Below are 12,733 nucleotides of genomic sequence, written 5' to 3'. Positions count from 1 at the left end.
CCAGCCACCGATATATCGTTGCCCTTCCTACCTTAAAAAGTCCGGCAGCTTGAGCGATACGACCGCCATTTTCTACATAATCCACTACTCTTTTTCTCAAATCAATACTGTAAGACATTTTCCTAGCAGCTTCACTATTTTTATTCATTTTACCTCATTTTTAAATAGTCTCATACTTATTTGAAATGACTATATGATCGAGATTGATAAAGACGAATATCTTATCAAAAATGTTGCTAAAATTATCGGTATCTTAATAAATTTTATAGAGTCTTGAGTAAAACCAGAATGTATTATCTAAGGCGATCGGGCAAATCGCAAGTTAAAATAGTTGTTGACATCATTTAACCAAAGCCAGCCATGAATCAAGCACCCAATCCTTTTAACTCAAATCCATCGAATCCGCTAGACCCCTTGGAACAAGAACTTGACGAGCAAGGTCAAGAGTTGCCCAGACAGTACCACCCGGCTACTAAAAAAACTCTGCAAACAGGCTTTCTCATCCTGGTAGTTGTCGGGGTAGTTATTGGGGGAATTCTATCTGTAGGGGTGATTTCGTTGATGCAAAAGGCCGGATTGACTGATGTGCCGGCGCGGGTACAGAGTCCGAAGTAATATCCACTCCGAAGGATCTGTCGATGCTGAATGCAGTGATTTTCTGGGATGAAACTGGAGAAACTATGATGTTTTGTATGGATGTTTTCAAAATAATTGATGCTTAAAAATTCTACGACTGCACCCGATCGCATTTCACAGCGACAGATTTCGGAAAAACTTGTCTCCGCAGGCTTTCACGCTCTTTCTGACCCCCTGCGGATTCAAATTCTGGAGTTGCTGCAGCAACAGGAGTTGTGCGTTTGCGATTTGTGCGATCGCCTTGGAGCCTCTCAATCTAAACTCTCTTTTCACCTCAAAACCCTAAAAGAAGCCGGTTTAGTTCGCAGCCGCCAAGAAGGCCGCTGGATTTACTACAGTCTCAATTTAGCTCAGTTTCTCGTGCTGGAAGAGTACCTCGCCCAGTATCGCCGTTTCAGTCAGATTCTGCCGGCCCGCCCTTGTTCTGAGGTGGGTTGACCCATCAATATTTCTTAATAAGTAATATTATGTCCCCCAAAGTAACCGCTATTGGTTTGTAGTGAGGACTTCATTCCTGTCTTGATGCGGACTCGCATTCCGAACGATCGAACCAAGAGGGTTGACGTATCAAGCTTTTTTGATATGATGTATTTGAACCAATGAGTTGATAGCGATGGGTGCAACAGTAAAGAAGTTAGCTTCTGGTGAAAATCGAGATTGCAAGCGAGAAGCACTTGCGGAAGGCATCGGTACATTTATTATAGTTTTTGCCGGCACCGGCGCGGTGATGGTCAACAAAATTAGCGGTGGTTCTTTAACTCATTTGGGCGTTAGTTTTGTGTTTGGTGCGGTTGTAGCTGCGATGATTTACGCGATCGGACACATCAGCGACGCGCACTTTAACCCAGCCGTAACTTTAGGATTTTGGGCGAGCGGGTTTTTCCCAAAATACAAAGTTTTGCCTTATATTTGGGCGCAGTGTGCGGGGGCGATCGCAGCTTCCGCGCTGCTGTTAATTACTTTAGGAAAAGTGGCAAATCTCGGTGCAACTATCCCTCTTAACGGCAACTGGTTGCAGTCTCTAATTTTAGAAACAGTTCTGACTTTTATCCTGATGTTTGTAATTCTAGGTTCGGGACTTGACAGGCGCGCTCATATCGGTTTTGCGGGGATAGCAATTGGCTTAACTGTAGGCTTAGAAGCTGCATTTATGGGGTCGATTACCGGGGCGAGCATGAATCCGGCGCGATCGCTCGGGCCTGCGTTAATTGGCGGCTTTTGGGAACACCATTGGGTTTACTGGGTTGCTCCCATTTGGGGAACACAATTGGCAGTCGCAGTTTATCGAGAACTGTCTAACGGATTTCGGGATTTTAATTAACAGCATCATGGAAAAATTCACACACAAACCGAGAATTTTGTTTTTATACGGCTCTTTGCGAGAGCGTTCTTACAGCCGTTTATTAGCGGAAGAATCGGCTCGAATCATTGAGGAATTCGGTGCCGAAGTTAGGTTTTTCAATCCTCAAGAATTGCCGATTTATGGTAGCGTTCCCGATACGCATCCGAAGGTTCAGGAATTGCGGGAATTGAGTTTGTGGTCGGAGGGTCAAGTGTGGTCTAGTCCAGAAATGCACGGCAATATTACTGGCATTATGAAAAATCAAATTGACTGGATTCCTTTAAGTATTGGGGCCGTCAGACCCACTCAAGGTCGAACTTTGGCGGTGATGCAAGTCAGCGGCGGTTCCCAGTCTTTTAATGCGGTGAATACTTTGAGGATTTTAGGCCGCTGGATGCGGATGTTTACGATTCCCAATCAGTCTTCGGTTGCTAAGGCTTATCAGGAATTTAATGAAGATGGGACGATGAAGGATTCGCCTTATCGCGATCGCGCGATCGACGTGATGGAGGAACTGTACAAGTTTACCTTGCTGTTGCGGGAGCAAACGGACTATTTGACCGATCGCCACAGCGAACGCAAGGAACAAGCAGCTAAGGAGGCGATCGCATTAGCAAATCGCGCCCTTGAAACATCTAACTAACGGGAGCATCTCACTTTTGCAGCCAAGCTAGAAATTGGAGGTAGGAGGCAGGAGACAGGAGACAGGAGGAAAGAGGAAGAAAGAAGGAGTCAAAAGAAGTCTTTTTACAAATATGAGATGCTCCCTAACTAACAACCAACAACGAACAACGAACAATCAACAAAAACCATGAAAAAAGTAATGTTTGTTTGCAAAAGAAATTCCTGCCGATCGCAAATGGCAGAAGGATTCGCTAAAACCATCGGAGCCGGCAAGATTGGAGTCACCAGTTCCGGGTTAGAATCAAGCAGAGTTCATCCGACAGCAATTCAAGTCATGTCAGAAATTGGCATTGATATCACCGATCAAACATCCAACCCACTAAGCGAATTCAATGCAGAAGACTACGACGCAGTAATTTCTCTGTGCGGCTGCGGCGTAAATTTACCCGAAGCGTGGGTATTGCAAGAAGTATTTGAAGATTGGCAACTCGATGACCCCGACGGACAACCTATCGAAACTTTTCACCGCGTTAGAGATGAAATTAAAGCACGAGTTGAAAAATTAGTTGACTCTCTCAAACCAGATTAATGTCGAAAATATCACCCTTGGGTTGCGGGTTGCGATCGATTCTCAACAAACTGATTTTTAACCTGTCGCTGTCGCATCCAAAGAATTAGTGCTAAATTATGAGAGGCGTTCCGGCCGATCGCCTCTCAATCCGTTGCGAGCACAGACCGAAAAATTTAGCACATGATTCAGACAGCAATCACGCCTTTCAAAAACAAACTCAACTCAGCTTTAACTAAAAAGCAGATTACAGTTTTACAAATTAATCTCGGGAAACGCTGCAACCTCGCTTGCACTCACTGTCACGTAGAAGCTAGCCCGAAACGAACAGAAGAAATTTCCCCGGAAATTTGCGACCAATTAATTGAAATCATTCGCCGCTTTCCTCAAATTCAAACTGTTGACCTCACTGGCGGCGCTCCCGAAATGCTTTACGGTTTTAAACCGCTAGCGGAAGCAGCAAGGGCAACAGGTAAAGAGGTAATTGTTCGTTCTAATTTAACGATTTACTTTGAAAAAGGTTTTGAGGATATTCCTGAATATTGCGCGCAGCAACAACTCAGAATTGTGGCATCGCTTCCCTGCTACCAAGCTGACAATGTTGACAAAATGCGCGGTAGCGGTGTTTTTGACAGTTCGATTCTGGCGCTGCAAAAGCTGAATCAGTTGGGATACGGGAAAAACCCAAATTTGATTCTGGATTTGGTGTACAATCCGCAAGTGCCGACAACACATAAGTTTTCGCTAACAGCGGAACAAGGTAAGTTACAGCGAGATTATCAGGTTTATTTAGCTGAACATTTTGGGATTTGTTTTAATCACTTGTTCGCGATTACTAATTTGCCTGTGGGACGGACTAAGTTTCATTTGGAACATAAGAAACTTCACAAGCCTTATCTGGGGTTTTTGGAGGATAATTTTAATCCCGGTACTGTGGATCATTTAATGTGCCGCAATGAATTGTCGATCGACTATTTGGGCAATGTCTACGATTGCGATTTTAACCAAATGGAAAATCTGCCGGCAAAAACTGGCAGCGGGGAAAAGATAACTGTTGCTAAATTGCTCGAATCTGGCAGTTTAGATGTGATTCCAGAGGTGCAAACTGCTGCTTATTGTTACGGCTGTACGGCTGGTTCAGGTTCTAGCTGCGGGGGTACTTTGACTTAAGAAGTCATTAGTCATTAGTCATTAGTCATTAGTCATTAGTCATCAGTCATTAGTCATTAGTCATTAGTCATTAGTCATTAGTCATTAGTCATTAGTTAACGGTTAACGGTTAACGGTTAACGGTTAACGGTTAACAGTTAACCGTTAACAATTCCCAATTCCCAATGCCCAATTCCCAATTCCCAATTCCCAATTCCCAATTCCCAATTCCCAATTCCCAATTCCCAATTCCCAATGCCCAATTCCCAATGCCCAATTCCCAATTCCCAATTCCCAATTCCCAATTCCCCATGCCCTATGCCCATATTATTGAGAATGGAGATTTTAAGTAATGAATGATTTGCGATCGCCCGATGAAAAAAATCCGCCACCATCCCAAAGGTGGAAACTGTTTTTAGGGATTGCTTTAGCTGTAGCTTTGATTGTGGCGGCACAGTTTTTTAACTTTCAAGCAATTTTAAAAAACGCGCTTTCGGCGATCGCGAGTCTCGGCCCTTGGGGCCCTGTAGCTTTTATTCTAATTTACATTGTCGCTACGGTTTTATTTATTCCCGGTTCTTTGCTTACTCTCGGTTCTGGGGTTTTGTTCGGCGTCGTTGGCGGCACGGTTTGCGTTTCCATGGGCTCGGTTTTGGGCGCAACTTGCGCTTTTTTAATAGGAAGGTATTTAACTCGCGATTGGGTTTCCAAACAGATAGAAGGAAATCCTAAATTTCAGGCGATCGACTCCGCAGTTGCTTCTGAAGGATGGAAAATTGTGCTGCTGACGCGACTTTCGCCAATTTTCCCATTTAATTTGCTCAACTATGCTTTTGGAGTCACGCAGGTATCTCTCAGAGACTATTTTTTTGCATCTTGGCTCGGCATGATTCCGGGAACTGTGATGTATGTTTATATTGGTTATCTGGCTGGGAGTTTGGCGGCACTCGGAGCCGAAGGGCGATCGCGCACTGCTGCTGAGTGGGCTCTTTACGGCATTGGTTTGCTAGCAACGATCGCCCTCACCGTTTATGCAGCCCGCTTGGCAAAAAAAGCTTTAGACGAAAAAATTTCTCCTTAAACCTACTGCACAAATTGGTTAACTTGTCAATACGGTTTTGCTCATAAATTATAATACATAGCTAATTTAAAAAACTCCGTATTTTCTCTGTGTTATTTACAAAAAATTTGTTATACAAACGAGATAGATCTTAAATATATCGTAAAGCACTAACCTCAAAAAAGTAAACTCAAGGTCAAAATACAAAATTAATGTCAAAATAGAATGCGATATTGCGATCGAAATAAAAATTGTTCGCAGCCAGAAATCCACATCCCCATCGGCCAAACCTAGGAGGACTCAAGTCCTGACTGTTGACATAATATTAATTCTGCCGAATGACTGTGCAGTTCGATCGATTTCACTCTCGACGAGAACATTTGATGATGCAAAAACCAGCAAATCAAGCCCGACCCGTTTCTGCGCCGCCGCCCCACCAAAAGCCAAAACTGCGCCACTTTTGGCAAAACATCGGCATCAGCGCTCAATCGCGCTGGCAGCAACTAGAAAGTCTTTGGCAGCACAGACGGCAGCGTCGCCATTTGCTGACCCTGCTAATTCTAGGCACCACAGCTTTAACCATTAGCACAACTACTTGCGTAAGCTATTTTTTTGTGCGCGGACTAATACTCGACAATTTAAAAGAAATAGCACTATTAAAATTAGAAAAAGGCACCAATGAAATCGATCGCTGGCTCAGCAGCCGCAAAGCAGAAATAGAAACCATCGCTTACTCTCCAAAGATTCGCACTCTCAATTGGGAATTAGTCGAACCCCGGTTGCAATCAGAAATATACAGGCTAAAAGAGTATTTCATCCTGGCATTAATTCAACCCAACGGCTCACTAAATAACACTTTAGGCAACCGCACGAATGTCAAAGACCGCCAACACTTTATAAAAGCAATGGCCGGGCAAATAAATGTTTCTGACCCGCTGATCGGCCGCAGTACACAAGTTTCGACGATCGTGATTTCAGCTCCTATTTGGGCCTTGCCACAGCCTTCCAATCAAGTAATTGGAGTCCTATCGGGCAGCATTAAATTAGACAGAGTAGCAAATGTTGTTAACAGCCTGCATTACGGTTCCGAGAGTTATGCTTTTGCGCTCAATTCAGAAGGAGTGCCAATTGTTCATCCCAACAATAACTTAATTGGCAATAGCGATCGGCCTGCTCCAAGCTTTTTACAGTCACAAGATTCCGCACTCTCCACAATTGCGCGGCACATGATCGATCGCCAGACGAACATCGAACTGGTAAAAATAGATAACAAATGGGTGTATGCCGTCTACGCTCCCCTCCAGGAAGTGAACTGGTCGATGGCCTTAATAATTCCCCGCGAAAATATTGAATCCCAACTGCAAGCATTAAATTTTCTAACATCCGTCGTCGTCGGACTGCTAGTCCCGGCAATGCTAGCAGCAATTTGGCTAATTTATTCCTCGGAAAACAATCGCGCCAGAGCCGAGCGAGAAGCCATGCTCAACCGGATTTCTGGACGCATTCGCGCTTCTCTAGAATTAGACAAAATCGTGCAAAGTACCGTCGAAGAAATAGTAAATTTGCTGCATCTAGAACGAGCAGCTTTTGGTTGGTACGAGCCGCAAAACAAAACTTTACAAATTTTGTGGGAATCTTCCCAATTTGATTGTCCGAGACAAGCGATAAACTTTGAGCCTTACTTGGTGGAAAATTTGTCAGTAGGGAGCGACCAATCCGATCCAATTATTTTTAGTGCCGATACTTGGACTCGGGGCGCAAGTCAACCGCTCGAACTGAAAGCTAATAGCTATTTAGCGGTGCCAGTCCCGACTCAAAACGAGCAACAGGGTTATTTAGTGTGCAGCCACGCTGCTCAGTGGTTTTGGAGTGCGGAAGAAATTCAACTGTTAAAAGCTGTAGCAGATCAATTGGCGATCGCAATTACTCAATCTCACCTTTACACTCAAACCCAAGACCAAGTAAAACTGCTCAATAATGCCTTGCACGAACTGAAAAAGACTCAAACCCATTTAGTGCAGAGCGAAAAAATGTCATCCCTCGGTCAAATGGTAGCGGGGATAGCGCACGAAATCAACAACCCGGTTAACTTCATTTCGGCTAATTTGCCTCACACCACAAAATATACTAAAGATTTATTAGAATTAGTGAGTTTGTACAAACAAACATTCCCAGAAGTCACCCCGGAAATCGCCCATTTTACAGAAGAAATTGAGCTAGATTTTATCGAGGAAGATTTGCCGCATATATTAAATTCTATGAAAATAGGAACCGATCGCATTCGCAGCATAGTTCTTTCTTTACGCAACTTTTCTCGCCTCGATGAATCAGACAAAAAGCAGGCGGACATTCACGAAGGCATGGAAAATACCTTGCTGCTGCTTTCCAACAAAATCAAAAATGGCATTTATATAGTCAAGAGATACGGAAAAGTGCCTTTAGTAGACTGCTATCCGTCTCAGCTAAATCAGGTGTTTATGAACTTGCTGAGCAATGCGATCGATGCCTTGAACGAGATCGATCGCCTGGATAAAATTATTACTATTTCCACAGGAGTAGTTCGCGAACATAGCATAAAATTTCTGAAAGTGGCGATCGCCGACAACGGCCCCGGCATTCCCGACAGCGTTAAAGACCAAATTTTTAACCCATTTTTTACCACCAAACCGGTGGGACAAGGCACTGGTTTGGGGTTAGCAATCAGCTACAAAATTGTTGTAGACGGACACGGCGGCAGCATCAAAATATCTAAACCTGCAGGCGGCGGGACGGAGTTTTTAATAAAAATTCCGATTAATGAAAAGCGACAGGAAGCAAGCAATAAAAGGGAAGTTGGGCAACGAGCAATGTAGGGGAGGTAATGGATAGAGGCTCGAGGAGACAAATAACTTTAATTAATGCTAATTTTACTGCTGTTGGCTAAAATTAAAAGAGTTTTTGTGAAAGGAGTTTTATGGCTGTTGGTAAGGATACAATTTTCGAGCGCTTTTTATCGCCGCTGATCCGACTGGCGATCGACGAAGAAGCAATCAAACGACTCTACGAAGGTACTGACTGGGAAAAAGCGGGCGATCGCCACCGACAAACCAACCTAGTTTATCCCAAATATTACAGCAGCCAAAACTTTCACGGCATCAAAGGCGGCTACCTCAACCCCAGTGCCGCCGTTTCCTACGATCCAATCACGCAATACGTTTTGCCTCCCCACGAAACAGTCGTCAGACAAGGTTTAATTGACGCTGTGCGGGTAAAACCGCGCCGAATTATCGATTTGGGATGTGGCACCGGTTCGACAACCCTGATGCTCAAACAAGCCTTTCCCGAAGCGGAAGTTGTCGGCCTGGACTTGTCTCCTTATATGCTGGTAGTCGCCGAAATGAAGGCGCAAAAAGCCGGCTTGAATATCGAGTGGTTGCACGGAAATGCTGAAAGCGTGGGTTTTGCTGACAGCAGCTTCGATTTAGTCGCAGCTTCCTTGCTGTTTCACGAAACGCCGCCTGCTGTCTCGCGCGCAATTTTGCGAGAAAGCTTCCGACTGCTGAAGGTTGGGGGACAAGTGGCAATTTTGGACGGAAATCAAAAAACTTTGCGACAGACAGAGTGGCTGACTGATATCTTTGAAGAGCCTTATATTAAGTCTTACGCGGCTGGTAGTATGGATGCTTGGGCGGGGGCGGCGGGATTTGCTGCGGTGCAAACTCAGGAACACTGGTGGGTGCATCAGGTGACGCAGGGCGTGAAACCTCTTCTGGGAGAAGATTTCGAGCCGGTGCGTCAGGCGCAGGTGTCGAATTTGGGCGATCGCGCTCCTGATTTTGATGGCGATTTACCGGGCATTCCAGCACCCGCTTGATTTATTGACTGTTGGCTGTTGACAGTTAACTGTTAACTGTTGGCTGTTGACAGTTAACTGTTAACAGTGGCTGTATATAAATTATATGTCACAAAACAATTCCCCGTCTTGTGGGGTGTCCCGCCCTGAACATACAATTTAAATGTCCGACAGCTTAATGACTACCCTTTGACTTCGATCTTCGGGCAAGATGATTAATAACTGATAACTAATGACTGATAACTAATAACCAATAATATCAAATCCGGTAGCATCGGAATGATTCAGATATATATTCTCTCCCTCTGTGTACTCTGTGCTCTCTGTGGTTAAATCAGTCCGATACAAGCGGAAACGATATAACTAATAACTAATAACCAATAACCAACAACCAACAACCAATAACCAATAACCAATAACCAATAACTAATAACTAATAACTAATAACTAATAACTAATAACCAATAACCAATAACCAATAACTAATGACTCTAAAAGCAGTTTTATTTGATTTTAATGGCGTTATTATTAATGACGAGTCGATTCACGAGAACTTAATCGATCGCCTGATGCTAGATGAAAATCTGCAACTCAAACGCGGGGAGTTTCGAGAAATTTGTTTGGGAAAGAGCGATCGCGCTTGCATTACCGAACTGCTGCAGCGCCGAGGACGATATCTCACAGAAACATACCTCGATCGCTTGCTGTTAGGCAAGGCCAAAGCTTATCAAGAAAAAATAAATAGTTTGGAAACATTGCCGATTTATACCGGTTTGGCAGAATTTATTGACAAAATTCGCGTTTCTGGACTAAAAATGGCCGTAGTTAGCGGGGCCATGCGATCGGATATAGAATTAGTGCTAGAGCGAGCCGGTTTGGCTGCAAATTTTGAGTTAATTGTCGCAGGTGACGACTTGACGGCGAGCAAACCAGAACCCGACTGCTATTTGTTGGCGGTGGAACTTCTCAACCAGAAATATCCCGGTTTGAACCTGCAACCGATCGAGTGTTTGGCCCTAGAAGATACTTTTGCGGGGATAGAATCGGCGAAAAAAGCGGGGATGCAGGTAGCGGGCGTGACTCACACTTACCCGTTTCACATGATCCAGCGCCAAGCTAATTGGACGGTGGACTATTTTGCTGATTTAGAGTTGGACAGAGTAGCTCAACTTTGCTCGATCGCCCCCACCGAGCCGGCGGCGGAAAACTCTTGACGTTTTTAGCCCTTACGTGCTAATGTTGGTCACGGTTTGTAAAATTGAAAGCAAATGCAATTTGCAAGCCTTTGAGATTCGGCAATCGAGCATTTAAAATGCTAAATTGAAAGTCAATCAGGGGAATTAGCTCAGTTGGTAGAGCGCTGCGATCGCACCGCAGAGGCCAGCGGTTCGAGTCCGCTATTCTCCATAAATTAGTTGACAGTGGACAGTTGACTCCGAAAGCAGTTGCAGAGTAGGGGAATCAAACCATTTATGCTTGACGGGTATCGGCTGTATTCATTAGGTTATTTATGTCCGCGCCCAATGTGGCTGTTGCTATATTTGTAGAAAGGGCGATCGTCATCTGCTTTGATATTTTCCTGTGAACGCGCGATCGATTAACCGCAGCAAGATGAATTCGCTTCGTAGTGCGGACTTCAGTCCGCTCATTATTGCATTGTGGTGTCCACACTACGAACCATTTTTGTGATCGTAATCGATCGGACACGATCCAAGTGTGCCACAAACTCAGTTACGGTCTAACTCCTAGTATCAATAAGATAATTCTCTAAAGAAACCCGGTTGTTAATTTCAGACCGATCGCTCAAAGTGCATATCTTAGTGTCTAAACTCCGTTTCTGCCACATTTGCCATCAATCCTCACCAAACCTTCATTTTGTAAATTAATAATAACTTTTGTATATAAAGATACAAAAGTATTCTCAACCTAGTCTTAATATCAAGTCGCTATATGTTATTCTCAATCATCTGACTGAGCTATTTAAGAGTAACAAGGAAAAATGACAAAGCGATTCGATCGGCGGAAATTTCTTTTATACGGTTCTGCTACCCTCACAACAAGTTTATTCCTCAAAGCTTGTAGAACTCCGACTCCAACAGCCACCCCAGCCGCTTCTCCAACAGCAACAGGAACTGCACCAGCAGCAGGCGGTGGAAACACGATCAAAGTAGGAATTTTACATTCCTTGAGCGGCACAATGTCCATCAGCGAAAAAAGCGTGGTTGATGCCGAACAATTAGCGATCGAAGAAATCAACAAAGCTGGCGGTGTCCTCGGAAAACAAATCGAAGCAATAGTAGAAGATGGCAACTCAGACTGGCCGACTTTTGCCGAAAAAGCCAAAAAATTGATCGACCAAGATAAAGTTGTCACAGTCTTCGGCTGCTGGACATCCGCCAGCCGCAAAGCAGTATTGCCAGTCTTTGAAGAAAAAAATCATATGCTCTGGTATCCCGTACAATACGAGGGTCAAGAGTGCTCAAAAAACATCTTTTACACCGGGGCTGCGCCCAACCAACAAATCGAACCAGCAGTTGACTGGCTGCTAGAAAATAAAGGCAAAAAATTCTTCTTAGTCGGCTCTGACTACGTTTTTCCCCGCACAGCAAACACCATTATTAAAGCACAACTAGCAGCCAAAGGTGGAGAATTAGTTGGCGAAGATTACATACCTCTTGGCGGTACAGAAGTCACGCCCATTATTACTAAAATCAAGGCAGCTTTGCCCGACGGCGGGGTCATCTTCAATTCCCTCAACGGCGACAGCAATGTGGCATTTTTCAAACAGTTGCAGGGTGCAGGTTTGGGCCCGGACAAATATCCGTCAATGTCTGTCAGTATTGCAGAAGAAGAAGTAAAGGCGATCGGCGTAGAATATCTCAAAGACCATTACGCCGCCTGGAATTACTTCATGACTGTGGACACACCCGCAAATACAAAGTTTGTCGCAGCATTCAAAGCAAAATACGGCAATGACAGAGTGACAAACGACCCGATGGAAGCAGCTTACATCATGGTTTACCTGTGGAAGCAAGCCGTCGAAAAAGCAGGAACAGCCGACGATTTGGACAAAGTGCGGGCAGCAGCTTTGGGTCAAACTTTTGACGCACCGGAGGGCAAAGTGACCCTAGAAAACAACCATCACCTTGCTAAATTTGTGCGGTTGGGTAAGGTGAGAGAAGACGGTTTGTTTGAAATTGCTTATGCTACGCCAGAAGCCGTGCCACCGATTCCTTGGAATCAGTTTGTCCCCGAAACAAAAGGCTTTTCTTGTGATTGGTCAGATCCGGCCAAAGGCGGCAAATTCAAGACCAGCTAAGTAAAGCAGAATTCAAGCGTGAAGGGCAGCATCTCCGGCTTTGCTTGTTACCAGGAAAAGCGAAAGTAACGCATATCTGGAGGCTCTGCCTCCTTTTACTTCGCCACTTATAGGAGAAATAACTATAATCTGTTGTGCATTTAAATTGTATATTTTGATGACAATCAAAAATTGTCAAATCCTCTCCCTCTCTCCCCCTCTCC

General features: G+C 44.4%; 14 protein-coding genes and 1 tRNA gene. 12 read left to right on the top strand and 3 right to left on the bottom strand.

Annotation, left to right across the window (positions count from 1 at the left end; all coding sequences use genetic code 11):
- The coding region (locus tag IQ263_RS26215) for an IS630 transposase-related protein (protein WP_194066405.1) at window positions 1-118 on the bottom strand (118 nt) is incomplete at its 3' end.
- Window positions 119-360: 242 nt separating this feature from the next.
- On the opposite strand from IQ263_RS26215, the gene IQ263_RS26210 reads away from it, so the two are divergent.
- The 6 genes from IQ263_RS26210 (at window position 361) to arsS (ending at window position 4,340) form a co-directional block, all read left to right on the top strand.
- Window positions 361-615, top strand: coding sequence for a hypothetical protein (locus IQ263_RS26210; protein WP_194071010.1), 255 nt, complete (start codon window positions 361-363; stop codon window positions 613-615).
- Between the two features lie 99 nt (window positions 616-714).
- Window positions 715-1,074 carry an ArsR/SmtB family transcription factor gene (locus IQ263_RS26205; protein WP_194071009.1) on the top strand — a complete coding sequence of 120 codons (360 nt, stop codon included), beginning with the start codon at window positions 715-717 and terminating at the stop codon, window positions 1,072-1,074.
- Window positions 1,075-1,249: 175 nt separating this feature from the next.
- On the top strand, window positions 1,250-1,957 hold the full coding sequence (locus tag IQ263_RS26200; RefSeq protein ID WP_194071008.1) for an MIP/aquaporin family protein: 708 nt from the start codon (window positions 1,250-1,252) through the stop codon (window positions 1,955-1,957).
- Between the two features lie 7 nt (window positions 1,958-1,964).
- Window positions 1,965-2,621, top strand: a complete 657-nt coding sequence (gene arsH, locus IQ263_RS26195; protein WP_194071007.1) for an arsenical resistance protein ArsH — start codon at window positions 1,965-1,967, stop codon at window positions 2,619-2,621.
- A gap of 168 nt (window positions 2,622-2,789) precedes the next feature.
- Entirely contained in the window at window positions 2,790-3,191 is a 402-nt protein-coding gene (arsC, locus tag IQ263_RS26190; protein ID WP_194071006.1) for an arsenate reductase, glutathione/glutaredoxin type, read from the top strand.
- A 162-nt stretch (window positions 3,192-3,353) separates the two neighbouring features.
- Window positions 3,354-4,340, top strand: a complete 987-nt coding sequence (gene arsS / locus IQ263_RS26185; RefSeq protein ID WP_194071005.1) for an arsenosugar biosynthesis radical SAM (seleno)protein ArsS — start codon at window positions 3,354-3,356, stop codon at window positions 4,338-4,340.
- A 137-nt stretch (window positions 4,341-4,477) separates the two neighbouring features.
- Here arsS and IQ263_RS26180 read toward each other — a convergent pair whose 3' ends face one another.
- On the bottom strand, window positions 4,478-4,645 hold the full coding sequence (locus IQ263_RS26180; RefSeq protein ID WP_194071004.1) for a hypothetical protein: 168 nt from the start codon (window positions 4,643-4,645) through the stop codon (window positions 4,478-4,480).
- A 26-nt stretch (window positions 4,646-4,671) separates the two neighbouring features.
- On the opposite strand from IQ263_RS26180, the gene IQ263_RS26175 reads away from it, so the two are divergent.
- From IQ263_RS26175 to IQ263_RS26155, 5 genes are all read left to right on the top strand, one after another.
- Window positions 4,672-5,400 carry a TVP38/TMEM64 family protein gene (locus IQ263_RS26175; protein WP_194071003.1) on the top strand — a complete coding sequence of 243 codons (729 nt, stop codon included), beginning with the start codon at window positions 4,672-4,674 and terminating at the stop codon, window positions 5,398-5,400.
- Window positions 5,401-5,762: 362 nt separating this feature from the next.
- The gene (locus IQ263_RS26170; protein WP_228050377.1) at window positions 5,763-8,231 is read left to right on the top strand and encodes an ATP-binding protein; all 2,469 of its coding nucleotides are present in this window, start codon (window positions 5,763-5,765) and stop codon (window positions 8,229-8,231) included.
- A 101-nt stretch (window positions 8,232-8,332) separates the two neighbouring features.
- Window positions 8,333-9,232 (top strand): class I SAM-dependent methyltransferase, encoded by a 900-nt coding sequence (locus IQ263_RS26165; protein WP_194071002.1) that lies wholly within the window; start codon window positions 8,333-8,335, stop codon window positions 9,230-9,232.
- 464 nt (window positions 9,233-9,696) lie between these two features.
- The gene (locus tag IQ263_RS26160; protein ID WP_194008652.1) at window positions 9,697-10,425 is read left to right on the top strand and encodes an HAD family hydrolase; all 729 of its coding nucleotides are present in this window, start codon (window positions 9,697-9,699) and stop codon (window positions 10,423-10,425) included.
- A 120-nt stretch (window positions 10,426-10,545) separates the two neighbouring features.
- A tRNA-Ala gene (locus IQ263_RS26155) sits at window positions 10,546-10,618 on the top strand.
- A 63-nt stretch (window positions 10,619-10,681) separates the two neighbouring features.
- On the opposite strand, the gene IQ263_RS26150 is transcribed toward IQ263_RS26155, so the two are convergent.
- Window positions 10,682-10,882, bottom strand: a complete 201-nt coding sequence (locus tag IQ263_RS26150) for a hypothetical protein (protein ID WP_194071001.1) — start codon at window positions 10,880-10,882, stop codon at window positions 10,682-10,684.
- A gap of 328 nt (window positions 10,883-11,210) precedes the next feature.
- Between IQ263_RS26150 and urtA the strand changes: the two genes are divergently transcribed.
- On the top strand, window positions 11,211-12,530 hold the full coding sequence (gene urtA / locus IQ263_RS26145; protein ID WP_194071000.1) for an urea ABC transporter substrate-binding protein: 1,320 nt from the start codon (window positions 11,211-11,213) through the stop codon (window positions 12,528-12,530).
- Window positions 12,531-12,733: the final 203 nt, after the last annotated feature.

This window comes from Tychonema sp. LEGE 06208, assembly GCF_015207505.1.
Classification (GTDB): domain Bacteria; phylum Cyanobacteriota; class Cyanobacteriia; order Cyanobacteriales; family Microcoleaceae; genus Microcoleus.
The sequence above is the reverse complement of the archived record's forward strand: the minus strand, read 5'-3'. Positions and strand labels throughout refer to the sequence as shown.

Excerpts from the sequence above, each read along its gene's own strand:
- IQ263_RS26210 (WP_194071010.1), top strand. The coding sequence starts at position 361 with ATGAATCAAGCACCCAATCCTTTTAACTCAAATCCATCGAATCCGCTA.
- IQ263_RS26205 (WP_194071009.1), top strand. The coding sequence starts at position 715 with ATGCTTAAAAATTCTACGACTGCACCCGATCGCATTTCACAGCGACAG.
- IQ263_RS26200 (WP_194071008.1), top strand. The coding sequence starts at position 1,250 with ATGGGTGCAACAGTAAAGAAGTTAGCTTCTGGTGAAAATCGAGATTGC.
- arsH (WP_194071007.1), top strand. The coding sequence starts at position 1,965 with ATGGAAAAATTCACACACAAACCGAGAATTTTGTTTTTATACGGCTCT.
- arsC (WP_194071006.1), top strand. The coding sequence starts at position 2,790 with ATGAAAAAAGTAATGTTTGTTTGCAAAAGAAATTCCTGCCGATCGCAA.
- arsS (WP_194071005.1), top strand. The coding sequence starts at position 3,354 with ATGATTCAGACAGCAATCACGCCTTTCAAAAACAAACTCAACTCAGCT.
- IQ263_RS26180 (WP_194071004.1), bottom strand. The coding sequence starts at position 4,645 with ATGGGCATAGGGCATGGGGAATTGGGAATTGGGAATTGGGAATTGGGA.
- IQ263_RS26175 (WP_194071003.1), top strand. The coding sequence starts at position 4,672 with ATGAATGATTTGCGATCGCCCGATGAAAAAAATCCGCCACCATCCCAA.
- IQ263_RS26170 (WP_228050377.1), top strand. The coding sequence starts at position 5,763 with ATGATGCAAAAACCAGCAAATCAAGCCCGACCCGTTTCTGCGCCGCCG.
- IQ263_RS26165 (WP_194071002.1), top strand. The coding sequence starts at position 8,333 with ATGGCTGTTGGTAAGGATACAATTTTCGAGCGCTTTTTATCGCCGCTG.
- IQ263_RS26160 (WP_194008652.1), top strand. The coding sequence starts at position 9,697 with ATGACTCTAAAAGCAGTTTTATTTGATTTTAATGGCGTTATTATTAAT.
- urtA (WP_194071000.1), top strand. The coding sequence starts at position 11,211 with ATGACAAAGCGATTCGATCGGCGGAAATTTCTTTTATACGGTTCTGCT.